The organism is Streptomyces sp. NPDC047706, from assembly GCF_043204795.1.
Lineage (GTDB): Bacteria > Actinomycetota > Actinomycetes > Streptomycetales > Streptomycetaceae > Streptomyces.
Genome location: NZ_JBIDCW010000009.1, coordinates 44,994 through 69,258 on the forward strand (window position 1 = coordinate 44,994; position 24,265 = coordinate 69,258).

The window sequence follows — 24,265 nt, forward strand, 5'->3', positions numbered from 1 at the left end:
AGGGCCGCCCGGTCGAGGCGCCCGGCCGGCCCGGCGCGTCGGCGCGTGACGCAGGCCGCCCCGCATGACATCAACAACCCTTTGCGCACGTCGCGCAACGTGTCCCCAGGAGATGAACGTGGACGTATCCGTGCTGGGTCTCGGTCAGATGGGATCCGCCATAGCCGAACGACTCATCGGCGCAGGCCATGACGTCAGTGTCTGGAACCGGTCGAAGGGCAGGGCGGACGATCTGGTGGCCCTGGGCGCGTTCGAGCTGGACACGCCCTCCGAGGCATGGGAGAGGTCGGAGGTCTGCGTCACGATGGTCGCGGACTCTCCCGCCCTGGCCGAGCTGGCCCTCACTCCCGGCGGAGGGCTCGTCCACGCCGCGTCCGGCAGGGGACGGACGCTGATCGACATGAGCACGGTCTCGGTCGAGGTCTCCCGTGACGTGGCCGCCGCGGCGGAGGCCGGCGGGATCCGCTACCTACGCGCTCCGGTCAGTGGGAATCCGGGTGTCGTGCGTGCGGGGAACCTCACGGTCATCGCCTCGGGCGAGGAGGCCGTCTTCGCATCCGTCGAGAGTCTGCTGCGCGACATCGGCCCCCATGTGTTCCATGCCGGCGAGGCGGAGACCGCGCGGGTCATCAAGCTGGCGCTCAACCTCATGGTCGCCGGGACGGCCGAACTGCTCGCGGAGTGCGTGGCCCTGGCGGAGGCACACGACGTACGGCGGGACAGGCTTCTGGAGATCGTCGGCGCCTCGGCGGTCGCGTCGCCCTTGGTGAAGTACAAGATCGGTCCCCTGCTGAAGGACGACTACACGTCGACGTTCAGCGCGCGGCTGATGCACAAGGATCTGGACATGGCCCTCGACGCGGCGGAAGCCGGCAAGGTGCCGCTGCCGGTCACCAGCCTCGTGCTCCATCTGCTGGAGCGCTGTATGTCCACAGGTCTGGGCGAGCTGGACTTCATGGCTCTGCTCGTGCGGTTGCAGCGGGAGGCGGGTCAGGACTCCGTCTGACGGGGGCGGACGGACGGGGCCGGCACGGTGGACGGCCGGAGGTGACCAAGGAGGGAGCCGGGCCGCTCAGTTGGACAGCTCGACGTTCCAGGTGCGGGTGCCCGCCGCGGTGGCGGTGATCGGCGCCGACGCCTCGGGGTTGTCGGGGTCGAACACCGACTCCACCCGGTGGACCATTTCGCCACTGGTCCAGAACGGTTCGTTCTTGGTGAACCGGCCGCCCAGCTTGCGGCGGACCTTCCAGCGGAACCTGATTTCGTAGGAGGAGAGCCAGTAGCCGTTGGTCATCCTCATGCCGCCCGAGAATCCGGGGCTGTCGTTGAAGGAAATATGATCAGCCGCGTTGACGACGGTTCCGTCGTCCGCGTTGTACGGCGGGCGGAAGGGGCCGTCCACGACCCACGGGCGTTTGGACTTCTTGGGACGGTAGTTCACCGCCTCCGGCGTGATCTGACGGTTCTCGTCGGTGACTTCCTGCCAGAAGTCGTACGCGTCCTCCGCCCGCGTCGTCATCCCGTCCGCTCGTCGCAACGTCGCCACCTGTTCGAAGCCGATCGCCTGGCTGCCGCCGAGCGACTGCTCCGTGGGACCGTCGTAGCGGGAAGTGAAGCGGAGGGTCGGGTTGCCGATCTCCTCCGGCTCCTCCGCCTTCTCCTTGCCCTTCACCGACGTCCCGGCCTTCCCGCTGCGCGTGGCCCTGGTCGCCTGCTGATCCTTCTCGACGCGTTGCTGTTGCTGCGGCGGGCTTTCGCCCCGCTCGATGCCGGACTCCTGCTGGGTCCGCTTCGAACGCGTACTCGGCGCGGCAAAGGGGACCTTCGGCTCCGCCCCTCTGCTCTGCGCGATCATGCGGCTCACCGCCGCGTTGCCCGCACTGCGCTGAAGGGCCATCGCCCGAGCCGGGGCCGCCGGGTCAGGTGTCCGGCGGTCTCGGCCTCCTGTTGCCCCTGGCGCACACGCACAGCAGACACTCCCCTTGATCGGTGGCGTACCTCTCGCACGGCGGCCCGGCAACTCACGCAAACGCGGCCCCCACGAGCCTAGAGAGCCGGCAAGCGTCGCATCAACGGCGGCCGTGCACGTGGCGGGGCAGCCCGGGTGGCCGTGGAGGGCAACTGCGCTCTGCTCGTTCGTGCACCGGGGGACGACCTCGGCCGGCCCTCACCCGGGTGCCCGGCCCTGCCGTGCGCCTGGACAACCGCGAGCCCGGCGACGCCTGCGCCTCGTGTTGTCCATTTCCCCGCGAGGTGATACGCGCACTCCCGCGACCGCGGCGACGACGGGGGCGCGCCGGCCCGGCCACACCGCCATGTGCGGACCACCCCCGGGCGGCGGCCCCGGGTGCCGCCCCGGCGGGAGGAGCACCCGTCCCGCCTGGACGGCTGTGCTGCCCAACGCGCTGCTGGCTGTGCGGATACGGCCTTTCGCCCGGACGCCCCATGCGCGGCCCGTCGGTATGGCGTCCGATCAGCTCGGGAAGGCGGCGGCTCCCGTGCAGGCCGTCATGAGGGCTGGTCGGCCCGCAGGTGCCGTCGCTGGGCCAGCTCCTCGGCGCCGACCACGGTCAGGACCGGGCTTCCCGGCGGCGCGAACATCGTCACCACCAGCTGTGACTGCGTGTCCGGAAGGTTGTTGGCGCCCTGGTAGTGGATCACGTCGCCCCCTGGCTCGAACAGGGCGTCACCGGCCTTGAGTACCCGCGGCGGCTGCCCCTCGAGCTCGAAGAGGATCTCGCCCTGGGTCACGTAGCCGAAGAGCGGACCGGGGTGCCGGTGCGGCGGCGCGCCGGGATCGCCGGGCGGCAGGGTGACCCGGATGGTCCTGGCCTCGGCGCCGGCCGGGATCCGGGCCGCCGCCTCCGGCAGGGTCGTGATCACCTCGACGCCAGGGGGCAGGTGTGCGTGTTCAGCGCTCATGCGTCCTCCAGAACAGGGACTGTCCCAGCGAGGACAAGACAGCCTCGTGCTGTGTGACAGATCGATGCGGCGAACCGGCCCGGTGGCGCCGCTGCGATCCCCAAGTCACCCATTCCATGGCGGACTTCCGGCGCCGACCGCCGGGGCACAAGGAGGCCGGCCTCACCGGCCGCCGTCCAACAGGCGCCGCGTGTAAGCCGGTTAGAAGGTGCAGCTTGGATCCGAACCGGACAACCGGGTCGATGCGTCAGCGTCCCGGGCGGAGCAGTCCCGACTCGTAGGCGAGGACGACGAGTTGTGCCCGGTCCCGAAGCCCCCGCTCGGCGAGCAGGTTGCCCACATGGGTCTTGACGGTGCTCTCGGCCAGGCAGAGCACCGTCGCGATCTCGGTGTTGGACATGTCCCGCCCGACCAGACGCAGAACGTCCAGCTCCCGCTGGGTCGGGTCGTCCAGGGCGGGCTGAACGGCCGCTCCCGGTGGCGGGCCACTGAGGAACTCCTCCAGCAGAGAGCACGACGTCGGGATCGGTACGCCGCACCTCGCCGAGTGCCTCGACCCCGTCGGCGGCCTCCGCCACCACCTCGATGTCCGGCTCTGAGGAGAGTATGGCGGCGAGCCCGTGCCGGATCAGCATCTCGTCGTCGGCGACCACGACCCGGATCACGCCGCGGCCCCCACCGCGAGCGGGAGCGACACCCGTACGGTGAATCCGGCGGCGACGTCGAGCGTCAGGCTGCCGCCGCACACGACGACGCGCTCCCGCATGCCGACGAGTCCCTTGCCGGTACCCCCGCGTCCGGAGTCACCCGCGGCCGTGAGCGCGGCCCCCTCCCCGGGCCGGGGAGGGGGCCGCCTGCGATCACAGCCTTCCTCCCGTGCCTGCGCCCGCGGGTTTCGGCGGCACTCGGCGTCACCGAGGCCGGCCCATGGCCTTCGCGGGTTCCCGCCCGGCTGGTGCGAGGCACGCCCGCATGGCATCAGTTGCCCAGTGCCAACGCCTCCCCGACGAGCCCCCGCACGGCATCCAGTGCTTCGGCCCGGTCTGCCGGGACCAGTCCGATGCGCGTACGCCGGTCGAGCAGATCGGCCTCGTCCAGGGCGCCCTCGTGCCGCAGTCCCCACAGCAGTTCGGCGCCGGTCACGGGGTGGCCCGGCAGGACCGGCTCGCCCAGCCGCCGATCCCCCAGGGCCAGGGCATGCACCGCCGGTGCCTCGGTGCCGTACCGCTGGACGAGGCGGCGTGGCGCCCGCAGGTCGGCGAGCGTGCGCGGCGCGGCGGCGCCCACGAGCGGCAGTGTTGGGGTCGGGCACGGGCCGGCGGACAGACCGCGGGCGGCGAGCGCGGCGTTCACCGCGTGCTCGGCCATCCGGCGGTAGGTGGTGAGCTTGCCGCCCACGACGCTGACCACGCCGTCCGGTGAGGTCAGTACGGCGTGCCGGCGGGAGATGTCCGCCGTGCGTGCGGCTGTGCCGGGTGTCGCCGAGGTGTCCAGCAGGGGACGCAGCCCGGCGAAGGCGCCGACGACGTCGTCCCGCCCGACGGGGGCGTCCAGCACCGAGCCGAGCACGTCGAGCAGGAAGCCGATGTCGGTCTCGGGTACCTCCGGGACGTCGGGGACGGGGCCGTCCAGGGGTTCGTCGGTGAGGCCGACGTAGACCCGGCCGTCGTCCTGGGGCAGTACGAGGACGAAGCGGTTCGTCTCACCGGGGATCGGGACGTGCAGGCCTGCGGGGAGCGGGCCCAGGTGCTCGGAGCGCAGGACGAGGTGGGTGCCTCGCGAGGGGCGGATGCGGATGCCGTCCACGAGATCGCCCGCCCACACGCCGGAGGCGTTGATCACGGCGCGGGCGCGTATCTCGCCCTCCTCGCCGGTGAGTTCGTCGCGGATCCGGGCGCCGGACGCGGTCAGTTCCACGGCCCGGACGCGGGTCAGGACGCGGGCGCCGCGCGCGGCGGCGGTGCGGGCCAGCGCGGTCACGAGGCGGGCGTCGTCGGTGAGCTTGCCGTCCCAGGACAGCAGCCCGCCGCGCAGCCCGTCGGTGCGCAGGGCCGGGGCCATGTGCCGGGTCTCCACCGCGGTCAGCCGGCGCGGGGCGGGCAGCGTGGCGCGGGCCGTGCGGGCGGTCAGGCGCAGGCCGTCGCCTGCCCGGAGCCCGGCCCAGGCAAGACCGGCCTGCCCTCGGGAGACGAGGGTGGTCAAGGGCAGCACGAACGGCTGGGCGCGTACCAGGTGGGGCGCCGTACGCTCCATCAGCACGCCGCGTTCGACCGCGCTCTCGTGGGCCACGTCGAGTTGCCCGGACGCCAGGTAGCGCAGCCCGCCGTGGATGAGCTTGGAGCTCCAGCGCGAGGTGCCGAATGCCAGGTCGTGGGCGTCGACGGCGACGACGTCCAGGCCGCGGGCGGCGGCGTCGAGGGCCGCTCCGGCACCGGTCGCGCCGAGGCCGACGACGAGCACGTCCACGACTCGGCCGTCGGTTGCCTCGGCCAGATCGCGGACGCGCCGGGCGGCGGACAGGGAGGTTCCGGCGGCGGGGCTGCTGGTCGGGCTCATGGGGTGAGGGTCCTCTCCAGAACGGTGCGCAGTTCGGCCAGGAACGCCGCGGTGGTCAGATCGGCGTCGTCCTCGTCGGTCATGGTGCGCAGTGACAGGGCGAAGGACTGCAGGATCAGCAGGACGGTCCGGGCCTGGCGTTCGGCGGGGGCCTGGCGCACCGAACCGTCGGCGTGCCCCTTGCGCAGCGCGTCGGCGAGCAGTTCGAGGAGTGCCTCCTGGCTCGCGCCGCGCCGGTCCAGCATGTAGGGCAGGAGGAGTTCGGGATCGACGTCGACGATCTTCTGGAAGAGCGGATGGGCCCGGAACGCCTTCACCCCCGCCACCAGGCCGTCGACCAGCGGTGCGCGCGTGCCCGCCGCGGGCCGGCTCTCCGGCATGGCACCCATCGCCACGGCGATCCATTCCCGGGTCATCAGATCGCCGACGAGGGAGCGCACGTCGGGCCAGCGCCGGTAGAGCGTCATCCGGGAGACGCCCGCGCGGCGGGCCACGTCGGTCATGGTCGTGCGGCGGACGCCGACCCCGAGGACACAGTCCCGCACGGCGTCGAGCACCGCGTCGCTGTCGGACGAGTTCTGCGGAGCCGATCTGTTGTGACGATTAGGCGTCATGTGTAACAGTGTAACGCCCGGACCCGCTCCGGCGGCAAACCCTCGAACCCGTGTGAGGACGACAAGGCATGGACATGCTGTGGAACGGCTGGGGCGACCCGGCCAGGGCGACGCCGCTGCCCGAGACGGTGACCGGGCTGCTGCGCGACTGGCTCGGCGTCACACCGCGGCCCGCCGCCCCGGCATCGCTGGAGGACGTCGAGATCGCCGCGCCCGCGCTGGACGACGCGGCACGGCGGGCACTGCTGGCCGCGGTCGGCGACCGGACGGACCGGGTCCGCACCGACACCGAGACCCGTGTGCGGCACACGCGCGGCAAGTCCACCCCGGATCTGCTGCGCATCCGCGCCGGCGACACCACCGACGCGCCGGCCGCCGTCGTCCTCGCGCAGAGCCACGACGAGGTGCTCGCCGTGCTCCGCGCCTGCGCGAAGCACGGCCTGTCCCTCGTCCCCTTCGGCGGCGGCACCTCGGTGGTCGGCGGGCTGGCCCCCGGCCGCCGGACACCGTTCGTCGCCCTGGACCTGCGGCAGATGAACCGGCTGCTCGACCTCGATCCGGTCTCCCGCACCGCCACGCTCGAACCGGGCCTGCGCGCCCCCGAGGCCGAGGCACTGCTGGCCGAACACGGCTTCACCCTCGGCCACTTCCCCCAGTCCTACGAGTGGGCCACCATCGGCGGCTTCGCCGCGACCCGCTCCAGTGGACAGGCCTCCGCGGGCTACGGCCGCTTCGACGAGATGGTGCTGGGCCTGACCCTCGCCACCCCCGAGGGCACCCTGGACACCGGCCGGGTACCGCGCTCGGCCGCCGGCCCCGACCTGCGTCAGCTGCTGCTGGGCTCGGAGGGCGCCTTCGGCGTCATCACCGCCGTGACCGTCCGCATCCGGCCCACCCCGCGGACACGCCACTACGAGGGCTGGCGCTTCGCCTCCTTCGACGCCGGTGCCGCCGCCCTGCGCCGGCTGGCCCAGGACGGGCCGCGCCCCACGGTGCTGCGCCTGTCCGACGAGACCGAGACGCTGATCGGCCTCGCCCAGCCGGACGCCATCGGCTCGTCCGTGGAAGCGCACAACGCCGGGTGCCTGGCCGTCGTCGGATTCGAGGGCACCGAGGACGACACCGCACAGCGCCGGGAGGGCGCCGCAGCCGTCCTCGCGGAGTGCGGCGGTACCTTCGCGGGCCCGGAACCCGGGGAGCGCTGGGCGCACGGCCGCTACTCGGCGCCGTACCTGCGTGACTCCCTCCTCGAAGCGGGCGCGTTCGCCGAGACGCTCGAAACCGCCGCCTACTGGTCACGGCTGCCGGGTCTGTACGCCGCCGTCCGCGACGCGCTGACCCGCACCCTCACCGAGGCCGGCACTCCTGCGCTGGTCATGTGCCACATCTCGCACGTCTACGAGAACGGCGCCTCGCTGTACTTCACCGTCGTCTCCGCGCAGGGCGAGGACCCGGTGGCGCACTGGACGCGGGCCAAGCACGCCGCGAACGACGCGATCCTCGACGCGGGCGGCACCATCACGCACCACCACGGAGTGGGCACCGACCACCGCGAGTGGTACGTACGGGAGGCCGGCGACCTGGGCGTCGCGGCGCTGCGGGCCGTCAAGCGGCGACTCGACCCGCACGGCCTGCTGAACCCGGGGGTCCTGCTGCCGGCGGACTGACCCGGCCGCGCCCCTTCGCCCCCTGCCCGCACCCTCATCGGGCAACCCCCGACACCAGCCCGGTACCACCGTCAGCCCCGGAGGCACATCGATGCGACAGTTCACCGCCGTCGTCAACCCCACCGCCGGCGGAGCCACGGGCGCTGCGGCGCTGCTGAGGGTGGCCCGGGTGCTGCGGGAGGCCGGCGCCGGACTGGAGACCGAGTACAGCCGCAGCCTCGCCCACGCCTGCGAACTCGCCCGGCGGGCCGGAGAGCAGGGCCGGGTGGTGCTGGCCGTCGGCGGCGACGGCATCACCGGAGGCATCGGGGGTGCGCTGAGCGGGACCGGCGCCGTGTTCGGCGTCATCCCGGCCGGCCGGGGCAACGATTTCGCCCGGGCCCTGGGTCTGCCGGGCGACCCCGACGCCCTGGCCAGGATCCTGCTCGACGGCGTGCCGCAGGCCGTCGACACCATCGAGGTCAGCTCGGCCGTCCACGACCGCACCGTCGTTCTCGGCAGCGTCTACGCCGGGGTCGACGCGCTCGCCAACCGCCACGCCAATCGCTCCCGGCTGCTGCGGGGCACCGCCTCCTACTACGCCGGAGCCCTGCGCGCCATCAGCACGTGGCGCCCGGCCGCCTACCGGGTCACCGTCGACGGCGAGGAACACACGTACACCGGCTACACCGCGGTGGCCGCCAACTCCGGCTACTACGGCTTCGCCCGCCACATCGCCCCCGGTGCCCGGCTCGACGACGGCCTGCTGGACGTCGTGCTGATCCGCGACGCGCCCCGTCGGCTGTTCTTCGCCCTGATGAAGGAACTCGACACCGGCGCCCACATCCACAGGCCCCAGGTGCAGGTCCTCCGAGGCAAGGAGATACGCATCGAAGCCGACCGGCCCGTCCCCTACGGCGCGGACGGCGAGGTCGAGGCGGTCCTTCCCGTCACGGCCAGGGTCCTGCCCAAAGCGCTGCGTGTGCTGCACTGAGGGCGCCTCGGACCGCGGTGGTCGGGGCAGGCGGCCGTGGGGTGGGTCGGGGGGCCGCCGGTTCAGTCGCGGAGGCAACACGCATCCGGCATGCGGCCGTCGGGGCCGGGACAGCGGCGTGGTTCTCGCTTCCGGGCGTTTCCCGGCCCCGGCCGGCGTCGGGGTCACCTGCCCTCGTCAGGGCACCCGGGCGGTCCACTCCGGCGAGGTGAACTTCGTCCGCGCCGGCTCCCGTGCCCGGTCCAGTTCCTCATCGGTCACTTTGCCGTCGGTGAGTCCGTACCGGAGCCGGAACGAGTCGATCATCCGCTCGATCACGGCCTCCCGCGCCAGACCGGTCTGCCGGCGCAGCGGGTCCACCCGCTTCTTCGCACTGCCGGTGCCCTTGCCGGACAGTTTCTCCCGCCCGATGCGCAGCACGTCGAGCATCTTGTCCGCGTCGATGTCGTAGGCCATGGTCACGTGGTGCAGCACGGCACCGGGTCCGCCGTCGGGACCCACGACGCGCTTCTGCGCGGCGCCGGTGATCTTGCCCTGGTCGGTGGCGATGTCGTTCAGCGGCTGGTACCAGGCGCTGATCCCCATGTCGCCGAGGGCACCGAGCACCCAGTCGTCGAGGTAGGCGTAGCTGTCCTGGAAGGACAGGCCCTGCACCAGCGCCTCCGGCACCGACAGCGAGTAGGTGATCGTGTTGCCGGGCTCGACGAACATGGCCCCGCCGCCGGAGATGCGGCGCACCACCTCGATGCCGTGCCGGTCCGCGCCCGCGGGGTCGACCTCGTTGCGCAGGGACTGGAAGCTGCCGATGACGACCGCGGGGGCGCCCCACTCCCACACCCTGAGTGTCGGCGGCCGGATTCCGGCGGCGACCTCGGCCGTGAGGACCTCGTCCAGGGCCATGTGCAGCGCCGGAGCCAGCGGGCCCTCGCGGATCAGCTGCCAGTCGTAGTCGGTCCAGTCGGTGGCGTGCGCGAGGGCACGCCGCACCGCGATGCCGATGCCCTCCGAGGTCAGCCCGTACATGACGGTCCCCTCGGGGAGCGCCGCGTCGATCCGCGCCGCCAGTCCGGCCGCGTCGATGTCGGCCGGGGCGCCGCCCAGGGCGTGGTTGACGGCGTCGAGCGCCTCGTCCGGTTCGAGGAAGAAGTCGCCCGCGACCCGTACGTGCCGCAGCACGCCGTGTTCCACGTCGACGTCCACCACGACGAGCTTGCCGCCGGGAACCTTGTACTCACCGTGCACGGCTCCGCCTTCCTCCTGTGCTGCCGGAACAACCGCGCCGCGACCGCGGATGTTCCCCCGTGCGCGGTGACGGCAGCCCTGGCACCGCGTCACCTCCGCCGGCCGGGCGCTGCGCAGCCGCATCCCCCTGGTCACGCCGCGGCCGGGCGGGCCGATTGCTGTGCCGGGCCCTCGTCACCGCGCTGTCGGCGGCGGGCCGGCGGTCGGTCGCGCCGGGACGGGTTCTGCCGTCGCGGGGTGCCATCCGGGTTCCAGGCTGTCGAGGAGTGCCGCGAAGGCCGCGTCGGCCCGATCCCGTGGTCGTCCACCAACGGGGCGACCGGAAGGCCGAACACCGCGTCGGTCAGGAGCGTGGCCTGGGTCGCGGCCCGGGCCCGGTCCATGCCGAAGTCGCGGAAGACCGACGCGAGCAGATCCGTCCACGCGGTGAAGCTGTCGCTCAGGATCGGCCCGTACCGGTCCGGATGGAGCACGCCGGCGCTCATGACCAGCCGTCGTCTGACCGTGCGCACGCACGGAGAGCGGGGCGCCGGGGAGCATGATCCCGGTCTCGGCGTCGCCTCGTTCGTCCTCGGGATCCAGCGGGGGGCCGGTCACCTCGCTCCACGACCGCGCCCTTTGGTACGCGTTAGCGCAATCGATCGCCACGTTCGTCACCGCCGCAGGCACACGCGCGATCACGTCCCGGTCGTGCCCCGCCCGCCACCTGGTCGCGGCCGCATCGCCGGCCTCGTCCACCGCCGTCAGAACCACCGACGACCCGGTCGCGCGAGACGACCGCGCCACCTCGACCACCGGCGAACGGATCGAAGCTGTGTCCGACGCCCGACTGTTCTGGCAGGTTCGCGTCAGTCAGAGTGCAAGCGACCGCACAACAGGCCGGACAGAGGGGGACGTCGTCAATGCTGGAGAACGTGTTCGACAGTCAGTGCTTGCCGGTGCCGGACCGGGTGGAGGCGTGGCGCGACATCACGGCGAGCGCTCTGATACCCAATGAGTTCAGCATCGACCACGTGGCCGAATTCCAGGCCTCGTTGAAGACCGCGGACCTGGGTGGGGCACAGGTGACCGCCCTGACCTACGCGTCCATGACGTCACGAAGGACGACGCAGCTGATCCGCCAGTCCGATCCCGAGATGTACGCGGTGGGGCTCATCCTTCGCGGGCGGCAGGTCATCGCCCAGGACCGGCGTGAGACATCCCTCGGAGCGGGCGATCTCGTGGTGTACTCGACCTCCCGCCCGTACACAGCGGTCGTCGAGTCCGGGCGGGAGACGGCGGCCTCCGTGGTGGTGCAGATCCCCCGGGCGATCGTCCCGGTGCCGTCGAACCGCGTGGACCGACTACTGGCTATCCGGATGTCAGGAAGCGAAGGTGTCGGCGGTCTGCTCGCCGGCTTCCTCACCCACGTGGCGACCGACACCGTGCCCTGCCGGGCCGCCGACCGTCACAGGCTCGGCGGCGTCCTCGTCGGCCTGATCACCGCATGGCTGGCCCACCTCGTCGATTCCCTGGACCAGACGCCCGTCGAAACCCGCCAGCACCTGCAGTTCCTGGAGATCCAGGACTTCATCGGCCGGCATCTGGGAGACACGGACCTCTCACCCGCCACCGTCGCCGCCGCTCACCACATCTCGCTGCGGACCCTGCACCGCCTGTTCCACCATCACACCCACGGCACCACGGTCGCCGCATACATCCGCCGGCAGCGCCTCGCCCGCGCGCAACGCGACCTGGCCGACCCACGCCTGTCCACGCGACCTGTCCACGCGATCGCCGCCCGCTGGGGCTTTCCCCGCCCCGCGGACTTCACCCGTGCCTTCCGCGCCCACTACGGCTCCACGCCCAGCGAGTACCGCCACGGAATCCTGCGCCAAGACGGTGGCGCGCACCGCTAAGCGTGTGGCACGCGCTGCTCTTCCCCATGCCGACAACTCCCGAGAAGGATCGGGCCGACAACAGATGCGCCGCGCATGGCGCATGTCCTGACCCGACCATCCGCGTCCGGCGGATGGCGCCACAGCACAGGGGGACAACATGACACACGCACGCTGGAAAGCCGCCGTCGTCGCCGCCGCGACCGCGGCCGGGATCTTCGCCTCGGGCGTCGCCTTGGCGCCCGCGGCAAGCGCCGCGCCCGCCCAGCAGGTCACCACCCGGACCGTCGCCATCCAGGCCTACAACAACCTCGGACTCACCACCACCGAAGCCAAGAGCGCCCAGTGCTACGTGCGCGACGCCGGGTTCAGCCCCGGCGCGATCGACGGCCAGCTCGGCACCAACAGCTGGAAGGCATGGCAGCGTTTCCTCAACGACCGCGGATTCAACGCGGGAACGGTGGACGGCGTCGTCGGCCCCAACACCATCCGGGGCCTCCAGCGCTTCCTCACCTACATCGGGTACGACACGGGCGGCATCGACGGTGTCGCCGGGACCAAGACCAAGGCCGCCTGGAAGGCGTTCTCCCACCTCGGCGGAGGCTGGTGCTGACCACCCGTCGCCGCACACGCGGGCGACCTGCACCGCGTGGCGCTCTTCAGTCCCGTGACCCTCACAGCGACGGAACGATCAGCGAGCGGTGAGCCGGGTACGGGGCGGGCCCAGCGAGCGCCTGATGGTGCTCGCTGGGCCCGGTGGACGACGGGAACGGACTGCGAGCGCCGCTCCCATGCCTGCCTGGCGCGACGTCCGCCGCACCGCGATCGATCGGGTGCTGGGGACGCGCGTCGCGGACTTCAACGGTTCCGCCCGAGCTCAACCCCGGTGCGTTCGTCACCGGCTGGCACACGGTCGGCGCATGGAGCGGGTGTACCGGTGTGCCGGAAGAGCGGCTCGTCCCGGTGTACGAGATGCGCCTGACCGGACGGGTGGTGCGATGCGAGGCCGATGCTCGGCTCCCCTCCGGCTCGCGAGGCCACGAGGGCGGTGGCAGGCGCCGGCAATCCATGGTGTCGAGCTGCTCGATCCCTCGACGCCGCGTCGGCCTCCCTCGCGCCGATCACGGCGCGTCCACGCTCCGACTCCGGGAAGCGGGTGAGCATCGCGCGCAGCTCGCCGGCGCCGACGTTGGCGCCGAAAGGCTCGGTGCCCGGTTCGAGCCGCACTCCTTCCGCGAGGGAACCCGCCATGACCGGGTCGAAGCCGAACGCGGTGACGAGGCGCGCGACGGTGGCGACGTCGGCGGGGGCATCACCGGCGATCGCGATCGCCTTGCGTCCTGGCGTCTTCTCGGGCCGGGCGCCGTCCTCGAGGTCGTGGTAGCCCATGTGGTTGAACGCCTTGACCACCCGCGCACCGGGCAGATGCGCCTGCACGATCTCGCTGGACGAGGTGAGTGGATCGGTGAGGTCGTCCCGGACGCCGTCGACCTCCCACCAGTAGTTCATGGCGTCGACGACGAGCTTGCCCCGCAGCGCCGCGGCCGGAATCGTGCGGAACTTGCCGAGCGGAAGCGCCAGTACGACGACGTCCGCCTCCGCGGCAGCCGCCGCGGAGACCGGGACGGCTCCGGGGGTGAGGACTTCGACAGTGAGAGCGATCTTGGCGGGGTCCCCCGAGCCGGCGATGAGCACGCGATGGCCGGCTGCCAGGGCGAGGCGCGCCAGCACGGTGCCGACCTTTCCCGCGCCCAGGATGCCGATCGCAGGCACGGTACGGGTCTTGTCCTCTTCTGCTCCGTTCATGGCGTCAGCCTGCGAGGATGTCGCGGACCATGGGGAGCACCCGCGTGCCGTACAGCTCGACCGAGCGCAGCCGGCCGCTGATCGCCTGTGCCCCCGTGGTGTAGATCAGGTCGAAACGGCCCACGCCGAGCGCCTTGACGGCGCGGGCCGTCTTGCGGGCGACGGTCTCGGGCGAACCGATGTAGAGCGAGCCGTGTTCGATCTCGGCCTCGTACTCCTCCTTGCGGAGCGGCGGCCAGCCTCGCAGCGCGCCGATACGGTCACGGATGACCTTGTAGTGCGGCCAGTGCAGCTCCCGGGCCTGCTCATCCGTGTCGGCGATGAAACCGGGTGAGTGCATTCCCACCGGGTGCGCGGTCGTGCCGTACTTCTCCGTGGCTCGCCGGTAGAGGTCGATGTAGGGCGCGAAGCGCTCCGGGCTGCCGCCGATGATGGCGATCATGAGAGGGAAGCCGTAGCGCGCGGTGCGGATGACCGACTGGGGTGAACCGCCGACACCCACCCAGGTGTTCAGGCGCCCTGACTCGGTCTTGGGGAAGACGTCGGCGTTGTCCAGCGGAGCACGCTTGCTGCCGCTCCAGGTGACGGGCTTCTCCTCCAGCAGCCTGGCGAAGAGCTCGATCTTCTCCTCGAACAGCACGTCGTAGTCGGCCAGGTCGTACCCGAAGAGCGGGAACGACTCGGTGAAGGAACCGCGCCCGAGGATGACCTCGGCCCGGCCGTGGGAGAGCGCGTCCACGGTCGAGAACCGCTGGAACACACGGACCGGATCGTCCGAGCTCAGCACGGTCACGCCGGACGAGAGCCGGATGCGGCTGGTACGTGTGGCGATGCCGGCCAGCACGGTCTCCGGGGAGGAGATCGCGAACTCGGGGCGGTGATGTTCACCGAGCGCGAGGACGTCCACGCCTGTCTGCTCCGCGAGAACGGCCTCGTCGAGGACCTGCCGGATGGCTCGCGCATCGGAAACGGGAGTGCCCGAGTCGTCCAGCGGCACATCCCCGAACGTGTCCAGACCGAAGGTGAGATCAGACACGGGCGGGCTCCTTCGCGAGCAGTTCCCTCACGCGCGGGGCGACTTCGCGGCCCAGCAGCTCGATCGTGCGGGCGCGCGCTTCGCGCGGGAGGTGCATGACGTCGTACTTGAGATCGAAACGGCTGAGGCGCAGTTCGCGAACCATCGTGGCGATCTTGCGTGCGACGGTCTCGGGGGAACCGACGAAGAGGGCGCCGTTGCCGACTTCCGCCAGGTAGCGCTCCCGGGTCGGCTTGTAGAACCCACGCTCCTGCTCGAGTGCGGCGACGACCGGTTGCCAGTACCGCCACCAGGTCTGCCTCGCCTCCTCGTCGCTGTCGGCGATGAGCCCGAGCGAGTGCTGGGCGACGGGTTGGAGCGAGTGCCCGAACTGTTCGAGCGTCCGGTGGTAGAGCTCGACGTGGCCGGCGAAGCGCTGAGGGCGTCCACCGATGACGGCCAGCATGAGCGGCAGGCCGTAACGGGCCGCGCGGACGACGGATTGGGGGCTTCCGCCCACGCCGATCCAGGTGGGGATTCCGCCCGACGGCATCCGGGGACGCAGTCGCTGCTCGATGAGCGGCGGCCGGAAGCGGCCCGACCAGGTCACCGTCTCCTCTCGCTGGAGGCGCATGAACAGGTCGAGCTTCTCCTCGAACAGTTCCTCGTAGTCGGCGAGGTCGTAGCCGAACAGCGGGAACGACTCGGTGGCCGACGCCCGCCCCAGGACGAGCTGGGCGCGGCCGTTCGAGGCGGCGTCCAGCGTGGAGAAGTCGTGGTAGAGCCGTACGGGGTCGTTGGTGCTCAGTACGGTCACCGAGGTGCCGAGCCGGATGCGTTCCGTCGCGGTGGCGATCGCGGCGAGCAGGACGGGGGTGGCGCTGTCGTTGTGGCCCGCTCGGTAGTGCTCGCCGACACTGAACACGTCAAGACCCACCTCTTCGGCGAGCTTGGCCTCCTCGATCAACAGGCGCACGGTCTCGGCATCGCTCAGCGGCCGGTCGCCGTCGGTGGCGACCTCTCCGAACGAGTTCAGCCCCAACTGGAACCCTGTGGCCGTCATGGACCCCTCCTGAGATTATTTGCTTGACGTGTCAAATACTTAGCTAAAGTATTTGATATGTCAACCAAAGGGCAGGGCCGGAGGAGGGGCCGGACGGGGGATGGTCGTCCGGCAGAGTGGCACGTCGTCCGGGAAGAGTGGCACGTCATCCGGGAAAGGTGGCACAAGGAAGGGCACGGCGCGCCTTCGTGCTGATCACGGACGCCGGGCGCGCGATGATCGAGGCCGCTGCCCCGTCACGTCGAAGCAGTCCGCGTGCCGCTCCTCGACCACGTCACGCCGGCGGAGCTGCGGGCGCCGACCCGGATCGACGAGGGCGTCGCGGAGAAGGTGACGAAGGTCCGTCCTGACCGGGACCGGTCGGCTCGGGCCGCGCCGCCGCGGCCGGTCCCCGGCATGGGCCCGGCCCAGGCACCTTGACGCCGGGGCGCGCCGACGCGGCAGTCAGGGGGCCAGGAGGGAGTCGTCCCCGGTCTCGGTCCCGGGCAACTGGTGGCGTGCGGCGACGAGCGCCGCGTCCACGTCACGGGTGCCGGTCGACACGCACAGGGTGTAGGCGATGTCGTCCATACGCCGGCGCACTGCGTCGCTGCCGTCCTCGGCACGCAGATCGCGCAGCGTCTCGTACTGCTCGATCAGGTTCTTCAACACGGCCGGATGTGCCATGAGCATGGGGAGCCTCCCTTGTAGCAGCTGCCCGCATGAGCGATTCACCGCCCCGTGTGCCCCCGGGCACAAGCCGCCACTCCCGAATTTCGCGACGAGCTGGATTTCACGACGAGCGACCAGGAATCGGCCGTACCGGGCACCGACCGCGGCCGGCCACCCCTCGGGCCGGACAAGGTCCGGCCACCGGCCGCCCTGGCGTCGGCCGAGTACCGCGGAAGGCCTTCCAGCGGCTGCGTGTCCGCCGTAGACGTCGCAGCCGTAGCGGTTGCCCTCGAAGTACTTCAGGTGCGGGTTGGCCGCGCCCATGACGGGGCGGTTGTTTGCGTTCCAGTCGGCCGAGTAGGCGCCCGAGGTCACCGAGTGCGCGGTGAACTCCGTACCGATCACCGGCGACGAGACGTCGTCGAAGTCGGGCCGGATGTCGTCGACGAGGGCCGGGTGCCAGTCCCCGGTGAGGACGACGAGGTCCTCCATGCCGGCGCGCTGCACATGCCCGAGGACCTCCTTGCGCTCGGCGAGGAAGCCGTCCCACTGGTCGGTGAACATGTACGAACCGCCGGGACGGCCGCGCAGCTGGCTGAGCATGATCGAGTTGGCCCAGACGTGCCAGGAGTCCGGTGCCCGGTCGACGTTGCGGCGCAGTTCCTACCCGGCGGCCCTGGACCTGATCCTCACCGCGGCCGCCGAAGTCCTGTCCGAGGCCGCGTCGCGGCGGTAGCGCGGATAGGCTTGCAAGGAGTCACGGCATCCGGACCGCGACGCGGCGCCGCCCCATCACGGGAAGAGGCAGCCCATGGAACGTCCCGATGAGCCGCTGGCCCGGCGCGCCGGGCTCGACGACGCCCGCGGCGTGACGGCGGCGGCGACGTGACCGACGCTCCGCGCCACGACGCCTCGGACGGGGGCCGCTACGGCGAGGCCGTCTTCCGTCCCGAACAGGCGGGCGAAGGCGAACGCATCGACTTCGGCGCCCTCGCCTACGACGACATCACCCTGGCACGACTGCGTGCGCTCGGGGCAGGCCCGGGATGGCGCTGCCTGGACGCAGGCGCCGGCACCGGCACGGTCTCCCGGCGGCTGCTGGCCGAAGCCGGGGTGACGAGCGTGCTCGCCGTGGACCGCGACGTACGCTTCCTCACCGGGCGGACCGTACCCGGGCTCGACGTGCTGGAGGCCGACATCACGGCCCCGGGCTTCACCCCCGGGCGCTTCCGGCTCGTCCACGCGCGCTTCGTGCTGATGCACCTGCCCGAAAGGGACCGCCTGATCACGGCACTGGCCGAACTCGTCGCGCCCGGCGGCGTGCTGGTGCTCAGCGACGCGGTCGACCTGACGAGCGACCGGACACCCGGCACGCCGTACACCACGGTGATGCGGGCGATGTGGCAGGGCCTGCGAGCCACCATCGGCACCGACGTCACCTGGGTGCCGTCGTACCCGCAACTGCTGCGGGGGACGGGGCTCGCACACGTCGCCGCCGAGATCCATGTGCCGCCGCTGCTGCCCGGCAGTCCCATCAGCCGCTTCTGGGTGGACACATGGGAGCGGAGCAGAGCGGCGATGCTCGCCACCGGCCTCGCCGACGACGCGGCAGTCGACGCGGCGGTGCGGTACCTGGACTCCGACGCCTGCGCGTCACTGTCGGCCGGCATGCTCACCGTCTGGGGATGGAAGCCCGGGAACCCCGCTTGAGCTCTTTGTGGTGGTTCACGCACTCGCCGCCGACGCGGGTCTTCCCCGGGATCACTTCCCGACGGTGGGTCGGCCCGCGTCCGGGATCAGCCGTCGGGGCTGGATAGTTGGTTTTCGGCGTCGGCTCGGACGAGGGGTAGTAGCACAGTGGCCATCGACAGTCGCATCGGCCCGCCCATGTTTGCCAGTGAACGCGACATGCTGCGGGCCTTCCTCGACTACCACCGCGCGACCCTTGCCATGAAGTGCGAAGGGCTTACCGACGAGGAGCTACGGCAGCAGTCGATGCCGCCGTCCACGCTCTCGCTGCTCGGTCTGGTACGGCACCTGGCGGAGGTCGAACGTGCCTGGTTCCGCCGGGTGTTCGAGGACAACGACGCGCCCATGGTGTGGTCCGACAAGGTCGACTTCCAGGCGGCGTACGACGCCGGCACGTCGACAAGGGAGGAGGCGTTCGCGGCATGGGAGGCGGAGGTGGAACACTCGCGTCGCATCGAGCGGGCCGCCGCGTCCCTGGACCTTGCCGGGTATCAGCCCCGGTGGGGCGAGGAGGTGTCGCTGCGGAGGGTGATGGTGCACGTGCTCCTGGAGTACGGCCGCCACAACGGGCACGCCGACTTCCTGCGGGAGGGTGTCGACGGGAGCGTGGGTGCCTGAGTTCGCGGCGCGAAGGGCGCCCCGGGCCGCGTTACCGGGCGATGACATGGTGACGTACCTCCCCGCATCGACGGCGACGCTCCCCGTCTTCGCCCGCGAGCGTTATGATTGAGCATTCAACTAGCGTGATGGTGCCCGAGGAGGTCGCACCGTGGCAGAGCTCGGACTGACCGACACGGTGGGAATGCTGCGCCTGCCCGGCGTGCGGCCCAGGTACACCAGCGCCGGGCTCGGGTGGGAGCACCTCTACCTCTCCGCCCAGCTGGAGCAGTCCTACCGGGCGACGTTCGATCCCGCCCCCACCCACCTGCTCATCCTGCATCTCAGCGGACCGGTCACCGTGCGCCGTGGTGTGGGTGCCGCGGCGCGGTCGAGGAACGTCCCGGCCGGCGGCCTGTTCCTGCAGCCGGTGGGCCGCGAACTCAGCGTGGAGCTGGGCGGCCCTCTGGACACCGTGCACGCCTGTCTCTCGGACCAGGCGCTGCGCGAGGCCAACGAGGGGCGGCCCGTCGAACTGTCCGAGGAACTGGGTACCACCGATCCGCTCGCCGAACAGCTCATGATCGCGCTGGACGTCGCGGTGCGCCGCTGGGAGCCGTCTGCCCGCACGTACGTGGACCACCTGACCGGCATGCTCGCCGCGCAGCTCGCCCGGCGGCACGCGGCGCGCCCCGGCGGGCCCGCGCCTGTCCGCTGCGGGCTGTCCGACCGGCAGCTCGCCGCCGTGCGGGACCTCATGGGGGATCGTCTGGCAGAGCCCCTGCCGGTCGCGGACCTGGCCGCTGCCGCCTCGCTCAGTGTCAGTCAGTTCACGCGCCAGTTCCGCGCCAGCACGGGCCGGTCACCGCACCAGTACCTGCTGGGCCTGCGTCTGGAACACGCCTGCCGGCTGCTGCGGACCGGGGCCGCACCGATCGGGCAGGTGGCCGTGGAGTGCGGGTTCTCCCATCAGGAGCACCTGACCAGGGTGATGCGCGCCCGTCTGGGCACCACCCCGGCCGTCGTGCGCCGCGAGGGGTGAGGGAGCGGAGGCTGCCCTGCCGGGCCGGCGTTCCGACACCGTCGTCGTCCGCCTTCCCGGCTTCTCTCCGCTCGGCGTTCCCGCCCTCCCCCACCCGCTCCTGCCCGCTCCTGCCCGCTCCTGCCCGCTCAGCGTTCCAGCACCAGAGCCAGCGCCTGGCCCACTCCGATGCAGAGCGCGGCCAGACCCGTGCCCGTGCCCGCCGCGGCCAGCTGGTGGGCGACGGCGCCCGTGACGCGCGCGCCGGAGGCGCCCAGCGGGTGCCCGATGGCGATGGCGCCGCCGCGCGGATTGACACGGGACCGGTCGAGCTCCGGGAGCGCCGCCAGACAGGCCAGCACCTGGGCGGCGTAGGCCTCGTTGAGCTCGATCGTGTGCAGGTCGGCCGCGTCGACCCGGGCCTTGGTCAGGACCTTGCGGATGGCGTCCACCGGGCCGAGTCCGAAGTACTGCGGCTCGATGCCCGTGACCGCCGCCGCCCGCACCCGTGCCAGCGGTTCGCGGCCGATCGCGGCGAGCCCCGCCTCGTCGGCGAGGAGCAGGGCGGAAGCCCCGTCGTTCAGCGGTGAGGCGTTGCCGGCCGTGATGGTGCCGTCGGGCAGGAACGCCGGCTTCAGCTTCGCCAGGGCTTCGAGGGAAGTGGCGTCGCGGATGTTCTCGTCGCGCGGCAGGTCCACGCCGTCGACGGCTACGACCTCACCGCTGTACAGGCCGTCCCGCCAGGCCGCGGCGGCGTTGCGGTGGCTGGACAGGGCGAAGGCGTCCTGCTCCTGCCGCGTCACGCCGTACTTGGCGCCCACCAGTTCCGCGCTCTCGCCGAGGGGGATCGTCCACTCCTGGGGCATCCTCGGGTTGACCATGCGCCAGCCCAGGGTGGTGGAGTGGAGCTGCTGGTCCTTGGCGGGGAAGGCCCGGTCCGGCTTCGGCAGCACCCAGGGGGCTCGGCTCATGGACTCCACGCCGCCGGCGACGGCGACGGAGGCGTCGCCGAGGGCGATGGCGCGGGCCGCCTGGACGACGGCCTCCATGCCCGAACCGCAGAGCCGGTTGACGGTGGCGCCGGGCACGTTCACGGGCAGTCCGGCGAGCAGGACGGCCATGCGTGCCACGTTCCGGTTGTCCTCCCCGGCTCCGTTGGCGTTGCCGAACAGCACGTCGTCGATGCGGGCAGGGTCCAGGCCGGGACTGCGCTGCACGAGGGCGCGCAGCACGCCGGCGGCCAGGTCGTCCGGACGTACGCCGGACAGCGCGCCGCCGTAACGGCCGAAGGGTGTGCGCACGGCGTCCACGATGTACACGTCACGCGGTTGTTCGATCATCGGGGGCTCCTGGCGATGAGAGATACGGGCGTGTGGGCGAGCACCTGCTCCGTCGTCACGCCCGGTGCCGTCTCGACGAGGGCGAGGCCCTCGGGAGTGATGTCCAGCACGCAGAGGTCGGTGATGATCCGGTCGACGCAGGACCGGCCCGTCAGCGGAAGGGTGCACTCCTCGACGATCTTGGAGCTGCCGTCCTTGGCGGTGTGCTCCATCAGGACGACGACCCGTCCCACGCCGTGCACGAGATCCATGGCGCCGCCCATACCCTTGATCATCTTTCCGGGGACGGCCCAGTTGGCCAGGTCGCCGCGTGCCGAGACCTGCAGCGCACCGAGGACGGCGGTGTCGATGTGGCCGCCGCGGATCATGCCGAAGGACAGCGCGGAGTCGAAGAACGACGCCCCCGGCCGTACCGTCACCGTCTCCTTGCCCGCGTTGATGAGGTCGGCGTCGACCTCGTCCGGCGCCGGGTACGGGCCGACGCCGAGCAGGCCGTTCTCGGAGTGCAGCACGACGTCCACGCCCGCCGGCAGGAAGTCCGCCACCAGCGTGGGCAGCCCGATGCCGAGGTTGACGTAGTCGCCGTCGCGCAGTTCGCGGGCGGCGCGTGCCGCCATCTGCTGTCTGCTCCAGCTCATCGCTCGCGTACCGTCCTCTTCTCGATGCCCTTGTCGGCCGCCTGCTCCGGGGTCAGTGCCACGACCCGCTGGACGAACACGCCCGGCAGGTGCACCTCGTCGGGGTCGAGGTCGCCCGGCTCGACCAGTTCCTCCACCTCGGCCACGGTGATGCGGCCGGCCATGGCGGCGAGCGGGTTGAAGTTGCGCGCCGCGCGGTGGAAGACGAGGTTGCCGTGCCGGTCGCCGCGGGCGGCCCGGACGAGGGCGTAGTCCGTGGTGACCGCGTGCTCCAGGGCGTACTCCACGCCGTGGAACACGCGGATCTCCTTGGGCGGCGAGGCCACGGCGACGGAGCCGTCGGCGGCGTACCGCCACGGCAGGCCTCCGTCCGCCACGGGGGTGCCGACACCGGCCGGGGTGAAGAACGCGGGGATGCCGCTGCCGCCGGCCCGCAGCCGCTCGGCGAGCGTGCCCTGGGGAATCAGCTCGACCTCCAGCTCACCTGCGAGGTACTGGCGGGCGAACTCCTTGTTGTCCCCGATGTAGGAGCCGGTGACACGGCTGATGCGGCCCGCCGCCAGCAGCACGCCGAGCCCTCGTCCGTCGACGCCGCAGTTGTTCGACACGACGGTGAGGTCGTGCGCGCCGGACTCGTACAGCGCGCCGATGAGGACTTCCGGCACCCCGCTCAGTCCGAACCCGCCGACGGCGAAGGACCGACCGTCCGTGACGTCCGCCAGGGCCTCCGCGGCCGTGGCCACCCGCTTGTCCATGGTCACCGCCCCAGGACCCGGCGCAGTGCGCCGAGCAGCTCGTCGCGTGCGTCGAGCGCGGTCTCGGGGGCGGAGGCGCGGCGCCAGGCCACGTAGCCGTCCGGGCGCACCAGCAGCACGCCGTCCTCGGCGGTCCCGCTCACCCTGCTCCACTCGCCGTAGGCGTCACGGGAGTCGTCGTCGCCGATGCGCACACAGCGCAGCGATATGCCGAGTTCGTCGCGGCAGGCGGCCGCCGCCGCGTCCCACACCCCGCCCGAGAGCCCGGTCAGCACGGTGAACACGCCCTTGCCGACCACGTCGAGCGTGGAGACCCGCTCACCCTCGCGGTCCACGAGCCACGCGTGGGGCAGCTTGGCACCCGGCCGGGTCGTCGGGCGGGCCACCAGCTCCGGATCGTCCTCCCAGTGCTCGGCGGGAGCGTCGTCGACGAGCACCGCGCCGGAGACGTAGCGCTGGTTCATCTCGACGCCGTGGGCGTTGAACTCGTAGTTCTTGAGCTGGATCGCGTCCTCCAGCTGCCGGCGTCGCTTGGCGCCCTCGGCGGTACCGGCGCGCAGCGCCGCGATCCCCTCGGCGATGGTCCGCTCGTCGCTGTCGGCACCGACGCCGAGCGTCTCGAAGATCGGTCCGAACTGGTCCCGGCTGAGGTTCGCGCGTTCGACGATCTGCCGTCCCACGGGGGCGCGTTCGGCCGAGTAGCTGTCGAGCAGCGCCGGTCCGGCCTCACCGCGGATCACCATGGCGAGTTTCCAGGCGAGGTTGTACGCGTCCTGGACCGAGGTGTTGGAGCCGAGCCCGTTGGACGGCGGGTGGCGGTGCACGGCGTCGCCCATGCAGAACACGCGCCCGGACGAATAGGCCGACGCGTAGGTGTGGTTGACGGTCCACAGGGAGGTGGACGTGATCTCCACCGGCAGGTCCGGGTCGCCGATGAGATCCCGTACGATCCGGCGCGCCTCCTCCTCGTCGACCGAGGGCGGCGGCTGCTCGATGTCGTAGCCCCACACCAGCAGCCACTCGTTCCACGGCCGCACCATGCGGACAAGGCCCATGCCGATGCCCCCGGTCGCCGCGCCGGGCCGCAGCACCCAGTACAGGACGCTGGGACGGTGGGCGCAGTGCTGGGCGAGGTCGGCCTTGAAGACGATGTTCATGCTGCCGGCCTTGCCCATGCGCCCGTCCATGGGCAGGCCGATCTGCTCGGCGACGGTGCTGCGTCCGCCGTCGGCGCCGACCAGGTAGCGGGCCCGCACGGTGAACTCGTCGCCGCGGACGCGGTCGCGCAGCACGGCCGTGACGCCGTCCTCGTCCTGTGTGAGGCTGAGGAACTCGGTGTCGAAGCGGACCTTGGCGCCGCGGGCCGCCGCGTTGGTGGTGAGGATCGGCTCCAGGTACGTCTGCGGCAGGTCGATCATCTGGCAGGGGCTGGTCGACGTGTACTCGGTCAGGGAGCCGGGCCCGGTGCCCCAGCTGCGGATCCGGCCGATCTCCTCGCCCATGAGCGCGGTGCACAGCACCGTGTCTCCCATGAGGTGGGACGGGCTGCCCTGCGCCATCGCCTCGGCTTCGACTCCGAGGTCGCGCAAGACCTCCATCGTGCGCTGATTGGTGATGTGCGCCCGGGGGGTGTTGGCGAGCCAGCCGTACTTGGTGACGAGGAGGGTGCGGATGCCGTAGGTGGCCAGCAGCAGGGCGGCGGAGCCCCCGGCGGGGCCGCTGCCGACGACGAGGACGTCGGTGTCGTAGCTGTCCGTGCGGGTCATGAGGGGCCTTCTC

At 71.9% G+C, this 24,265-nt stretch carries 25 protein-coding genes and 1 pseudogene; 10 read left to right on the forward strand and 16 right to left on the reverse strand.

Annotated features, from left to right (window positions below; all coding sequences use genetic code 11):
• The first annotated feature begins 118 nt into the window (after positions 1 to 118).
• The gene (locus tag ACGF8A_RS13040) at positions 119 to 1,006 is read left to right on the forward strand and encodes an NAD(P)-dependent oxidoreductase (protein WP_393107300.1); all 888 of its coding nucleotides are present in this window, start codon (positions 119 to 121) and stop codon (positions 1,004 to 1,006) included.
• Positions 1,007 to 1,072: 66 nt separating this feature from the next.
• Here the strand turns inward: ACGF8A_RS13040 and ACGF8A_RS13045 are convergent, their stop codons facing one another.
• The 5 genes from ACGF8A_RS13045 to ACGF8A_RS13065 form a co-directional block, all read right to left on the reverse strand.
• Complete coding sequence (locus tag ACGF8A_RS13045) at positions 1,073 to 1,897, reverse strand: hypothetical protein (protein ID WP_393107302.1); 825 nt, start codon at positions 1,895 to 1,897, stop codon at positions 1,073 to 1,075.
• A 611-nt stretch (positions 1,898 to 2,508) separates the two neighbouring features.
• A complete protein-coding gene (locus ACGF8A_RS13050) occupies positions 2,509 to 2,922 on the reverse strand; it encodes a cupin domain-containing protein (RefSeq protein ID WP_393107304.1) in 414 nt (137 codons plus the stop codon).
• Between the two features lie 247 nt (positions 2,923 to 3,169).
• A complete protein-coding gene (locus ACGF8A_RS13055) occupies positions 3,170 to 3,322 on the reverse strand; it encodes a response regulator transcription factor (RefSeq protein WP_393107306.1) in 153 nt (50 codons plus the stop codon).
• 578 nt (positions 3,323 to 3,900) lie between these two features.
• A complete protein-coding gene (locus tag ACGF8A_RS13060; RefSeq protein ID WP_393107308.1) occupies positions 3,901 to 5,478 on the reverse strand; it encodes a glycerol-3-phosphate dehydrogenase/oxidase in 1,578 nt (525 codons plus the stop codon).
• Positions 5,475 to 6,092, reverse strand: a complete 618-nt coding sequence (locus ACGF8A_RS13065) for a TetR/AcrR family transcriptional regulator (protein ID WP_393107310.1) — start codon at positions 6,090 to 6,092, stop codon at positions 5,475 to 5,477. The genes ACGF8A_RS13060 and ACGF8A_RS13065 overlap by 4 nt, the downstream gene beginning before the upstream one ends.
• 68 nt (positions 6,093 to 6,160) lie before the next feature.
• Here ACGF8A_RS13065 and ACGF8A_RS13070 point away from each other — a divergent pair, with 68 nt between their 5' ends.
• Entirely contained in the window at positions 6,161 to 7,759 is a 1,599-nt protein-coding gene (locus ACGF8A_RS13070) for an FAD-binding oxidoreductase (protein WP_393107312.1), read from the forward strand.
• 91 nt (positions 7,760 to 7,850) lie between these two features.
• The gene (locus ACGF8A_RS13075; protein ID WP_393107314.1) at positions 7,851 to 8,732 is read left to right on the forward strand and encodes a YegS/Rv2252/BmrU family lipid kinase; all 882 of its coding nucleotides are present in this window, start codon (positions 7,851 to 7,853) and stop codon (positions 8,730 to 8,732) included.
• Positions 8,733 to 8,909: 177 nt separating this feature from the next.
• On the opposite strand, the gene ACGF8A_RS13080 is transcribed toward ACGF8A_RS13075, so the two are convergent.
• Both ACGF8A_RS13080 and ACGF8A_RS13085 read right to left on the reverse strand, forming a co-directional pair.
• Positions 8,910 to 9,974: a biotin/lipoate A/B protein ligase family protein gene (locus tag ACGF8A_RS13080; protein WP_393107316.1), complete on the reverse strand. Its 1,065-nt coding sequence runs from the start codon at positions 9,972 to 9,974 to the stop codon at positions 8,910 to 8,912.
• A gap of 131 nt (positions 9,975 to 10,105) precedes the next feature.
• On the reverse strand, positions 10,106 to 10,459 hold the full coding sequence (locus ACGF8A_RS13085) for a hypothetical protein (protein ID WP_393107318.1): 354 nt from the start codon (positions 10,457 to 10,459) through the stop codon (positions 10,106 to 10,108).
• Between the two features lie 417 nt (positions 10,460 to 10,876).
• Between ACGF8A_RS13085 and ACGF8A_RS13090 the strand changes: the two genes are divergently transcribed.
• Both ACGF8A_RS13090 and ACGF8A_RS13095 read left to right on the forward strand, forming a co-directional pair.
• Positions 10,877 to 11,872, forward strand: coding sequence for a helix-turn-helix domain-containing protein (locus ACGF8A_RS13090; protein ID WP_393107320.1), 996 nt, complete (start codon positions 10,877 to 10,879; stop codon positions 11,870 to 11,872).
• A 139-nt stretch (positions 11,873 to 12,011) separates the two neighbouring features.
• Positions 12,012 to 12,464, forward strand: coding sequence for a peptidoglycan-binding protein (locus ACGF8A_RS13095; RefSeq protein WP_393107322.1), 453 nt, complete (start codon positions 12,012 to 12,014; stop codon positions 12,462 to 12,464).
• Between the two features lie 245 nt (positions 12,465 to 12,709).
• On the opposite strand, the gene ACGF8A_RS13100 is transcribed toward ACGF8A_RS13095, so the two are convergent.
• Genes ACGF8A_RS13100 through ACGF8A_RS13110 form a run of 3 tightly spaced genes read right to left on the reverse strand, consistent with a single transcriptional unit; the run spans position 12,710 to position 15,735 of the window.
• A complete protein-coding gene (locus ACGF8A_RS13100; RefSeq protein ID WP_393107324.1) occupies positions 12,710 to 13,657 on the reverse strand; it encodes an NADPH-dependent F420 reductase in 948 nt (315 codons plus the stop codon).
• A 4-nt stretch (positions 13,658 to 13,661) separates the two neighbouring features.
• Positions 13,662 to 14,693 (reverse strand): LLM class flavin-dependent oxidoreductase, encoded by a 1,032-nt coding sequence (locus ACGF8A_RS13105; protein ID WP_393107326.1) that lies wholly within the window; start codon positions 14,691 to 14,693, stop codon positions 13,662 to 13,664.
• Positions 14,686 to 15,735, reverse strand: a complete 1,050-nt coding sequence (locus tag ACGF8A_RS13110) for an LLM class flavin-dependent oxidoreductase (protein WP_393107328.1) — start codon at positions 15,733 to 15,735, stop codon at positions 14,686 to 14,688. Before ACGF8A_RS13110 ends, ACGF8A_RS13105 begins: the two co-directional genes overlap by 8 nt.
• Positions 15,736 to 15,990: 255 nt before the next feature.
• Between ACGF8A_RS13110 and ACGF8A_RS13115 the strand changes: the two genes are divergently transcribed.
• The gene (locus tag ACGF8A_RS13115) at positions 15,991 to 16,155 is read left to right on the forward strand and encodes a hypothetical protein (protein WP_393107330.1); all 165 of its coding nucleotides are present in this window, start codon (positions 15,991 to 15,993) and stop codon (positions 16,153 to 16,155) included.
• A 24-nt stretch (positions 16,156 to 16,179) separates the two neighbouring features.
• Here the strand turns inward: ACGF8A_RS13115 and ACGF8A_RS13120 are convergent, their stop codons facing one another.
• Both ACGF8A_RS13120 and ACGF8A_RS13125 read right to left on the reverse strand, forming a co-directional pair.
• A complete protein-coding gene (locus ACGF8A_RS13120; RefSeq protein ID WP_393107658.1) occupies positions 16,180 to 16,407 on the reverse strand; it encodes a DUF5133 domain-containing protein in 228 nt (75 codons plus the stop codon).
• Positions 16,408 to 16,647: 240 nt separating this feature from the next.
• Positions 16,648 to 17,031: pseudogene (locus tag ACGF8A_RS13125) on the reverse strand (alkaline phosphatase D family protein); the annotation flags it as partial.
• On the opposite strand from ACGF8A_RS13125, the gene ACGF8A_RS13130 reads away from it, so the two are divergent.
• From ACGF8A_RS13130 to ACGF8A_RS13145, 4 genes are all read left to right on the forward strand, one after another.
• Positions 16,988 to 17,122 (forward strand): hypothetical protein, encoded by a 135-nt coding sequence (locus tag ACGF8A_RS13130; RefSeq protein ID WP_393107332.1) that lies wholly within the window; start codon positions 16,988 to 16,990, stop codon positions 17,120 to 17,122. The pseudogene ACGF8A_RS13125 and the gene ACGF8A_RS13130 overlap by 44 nt on opposite strands.
• Before the next feature lie 149 nt (positions 17,123 to 17,271).
• Positions 17,272 to 18,096 (forward strand): class I SAM-dependent methyltransferase, encoded by an 825-nt coding sequence (locus tag ACGF8A_RS13135; protein ID WP_393107334.1) that lies wholly within the window; start codon positions 17,272 to 17,274, stop codon positions 18,094 to 18,096.
• 177 nt (positions 18,097 to 18,273) lie between these two features.
• Positions 18,274 to 18,753, forward strand: a complete 480-nt coding sequence (locus ACGF8A_RS13140) for a DinB family protein (RefSeq protein WP_393107336.1) — start codon at positions 18,274 to 18,276, stop codon at positions 18,751 to 18,753.
• Positions 18,754 to 18,904: 151 nt separating this feature from the next.
• Positions 18,905 to 19,774 (forward strand): helix-turn-helix domain-containing protein, encoded by an 870-nt coding sequence (locus ACGF8A_RS13145; protein ID WP_393107338.1) that lies wholly within the window; start codon positions 18,905 to 18,907, stop codon positions 19,772 to 19,774.
• Between the two features lie 128 nt (positions 19,775 to 19,902).
• On the opposite strand, the gene ACGF8A_RS13150 is transcribed toward ACGF8A_RS13145, so the two are convergent.
• From ACGF8A_RS13150 to ACGF8A_RS13165, 4 genes are read right to left on the reverse strand one after another with little or no spacing between them, the layout of a single operon-like run.
• Positions 19,903 to 21,093, reverse strand: coding sequence for a thiolase family protein (locus tag ACGF8A_RS13150; RefSeq protein ID WP_393107340.1), 1,191 nt, complete (start codon positions 21,091 to 21,093; stop codon positions 19,903 to 19,905).
• Entirely contained in the window at positions 21,090 to 21,731 is a 642-nt protein-coding gene (locus tag ACGF8A_RS13155) for a CoA transferase subunit B (RefSeq protein WP_393107342.1), read from the reverse strand. The genes ACGF8A_RS13150 and ACGF8A_RS13155 overlap by 4 nt, the downstream gene beginning before the upstream one ends.
• Entirely contained in the window at positions 21,728 to 22,486 is a 759-nt protein-coding gene (locus ACGF8A_RS13160) for a CoA transferase subunit A (RefSeq protein WP_393107660.1), read from the reverse strand. Before ACGF8A_RS13160 ends, ACGF8A_RS13155 begins: the two co-directional genes overlap by 4 nt.
• Positions 22,487 to 22,488: 2 nt before the next feature.
• The gene (locus ACGF8A_RS13165; RefSeq protein ID WP_393107344.1) at positions 22,489 to 24,252 is read right to left on the reverse strand and encodes an FAD-dependent oxidoreductase; all 1,764 of its coding nucleotides are present in this window, start codon (positions 24,250 to 24,252) and stop codon (positions 22,489 to 22,491) included.
• Positions 24,253 to 24,265: the final 13 nt, after the last annotated feature.

Bases quoted from the DNA above. Each gene is read 5' to 3' on its own strand.
- ACGF8A_RS13140 (WP_393107336.1), top strand. From the start codon at position 18,274: ATGTTTGCCAGTGAACGCGACATGCTGCGGGCCTTCCTCGACTACCAC.
- ACGF8A_RS13060 (WP_393107308.1), bottom strand. From the start codon at position 5,478: ATGAGCCCGACCAGCAGCCCCGCCGCCGGAACCTCCCTGTCCGCCGCC.
- ACGF8A_RS13155 (WP_393107342.1), bottom strand. From the start codon at position 21,731: ATGAGCTGGAGCAGACAGCAGATGGCGGCACGCGCCGCCCGCGAACTG.
- ACGF8A_RS13075 (WP_393107314.1), top strand. From the start codon at position 7,851: ATGCGACAGTTCACCGCCGTCGTCAACCCCACCGCCGGCGGAGCCACG.
- ACGF8A_RS13050 (WP_393107304.1), bottom strand. From the start codon at position 2,922: ATGAGCGCTGAACACGCACACCTGCCCCCTGGCGTCGAGGTGATCACG.
- ACGF8A_RS13165 (WP_393107344.1), bottom strand. From the start codon at position 24,252: ATGACCCGCACGGACAGCTACGACACCGACGTCCTCGTCGTCGGCAGC.
- ACGF8A_RS13045 (WP_393107302.1), bottom strand. From the start codon at position 1,897: ATGGCCCTTCAGCGCAGTGCGGGCAACGCGGCGGTGAGCCGCATGATC.
- ACGF8A_RS13055 (WP_393107306.1), bottom strand. From the start codon at position 3,322: ATGTCCAACACCGAGATCGCGACGGTGCTCTGCCTGGCCGAGAGCACC.
- ACGF8A_RS13070 (WP_393107312.1), top strand. From the start codon at position 6,161: ATGGACATGCTGTGGAACGGCTGGGGCGACCCGGCCAGGGCGACGCCG.
- ACGF8A_RS13110 (WP_393107328.1), bottom strand. From the start codon at position 15,735: ATGACGGCCACAGGGTTCCAGTTGGGGCTGAACTCGTTCGGAGAGGTC.
- ACGF8A_RS13085 (WP_393107318.1), bottom strand. From the start codon at position 10,459: ATGAGCGCCGGCGTGCTCCATCCGGACCGGTACGGGCCGATCCTGAGC.
- ACGF8A_RS13120 (WP_393107658.1), bottom strand. From the start codon at position 16,407: ATGCTCATGGCACATCCGGCCGTGTTGAAGAACCTGATCGAGCAGTAC.
- ACGF8A_RS13160 (WP_393107660.1), bottom strand. From the start codon at position 22,486: ATGGACAAGCGGGTGGCCACGGCCGCGGAGGCCCTGGCGGACGTCACG.
- ACGF8A_RS13100 (WP_393107324.1), bottom strand. From the start codon at position 13,657: ATGAACGGAGCAGAAGAGGACAAGACCCGTACCGTGCCTGCGATCGGC.
- ACGF8A_RS13095 (WP_393107322.1), top strand. From the start codon at position 12,012: ATGACACACGCACGCTGGAAAGCCGCCGTCGTCGCCGCCGCGACCGCG.
- ACGF8A_RS13065 (WP_393107310.1), bottom strand. From the start codon at position 6,092: ATGACGCCTAATCGTCACAACAGATCGGCTCCGCAGAACTCGTCCGAC.
- ACGF8A_RS13130 (WP_393107332.1), top strand. From the start codon at position 16,988: ATGATCGAGTTGGCCCAGACGTGCCAGGAGTCCGGTGCCCGGTCGACG.
- ACGF8A_RS13150 (WP_393107340.1), bottom strand. From the start codon at position 21,093: ATGATCGAACAACCGCGTGACGTGTACATCGTGGACGCCGTGCGCACA.
- ACGF8A_RS13090 (WP_393107320.1), top strand. From the start codon at position 10,877: ATGCTGGAGAACGTGTTCGACAGTCAGTGCTTGCCGGTGCCGGACCGG.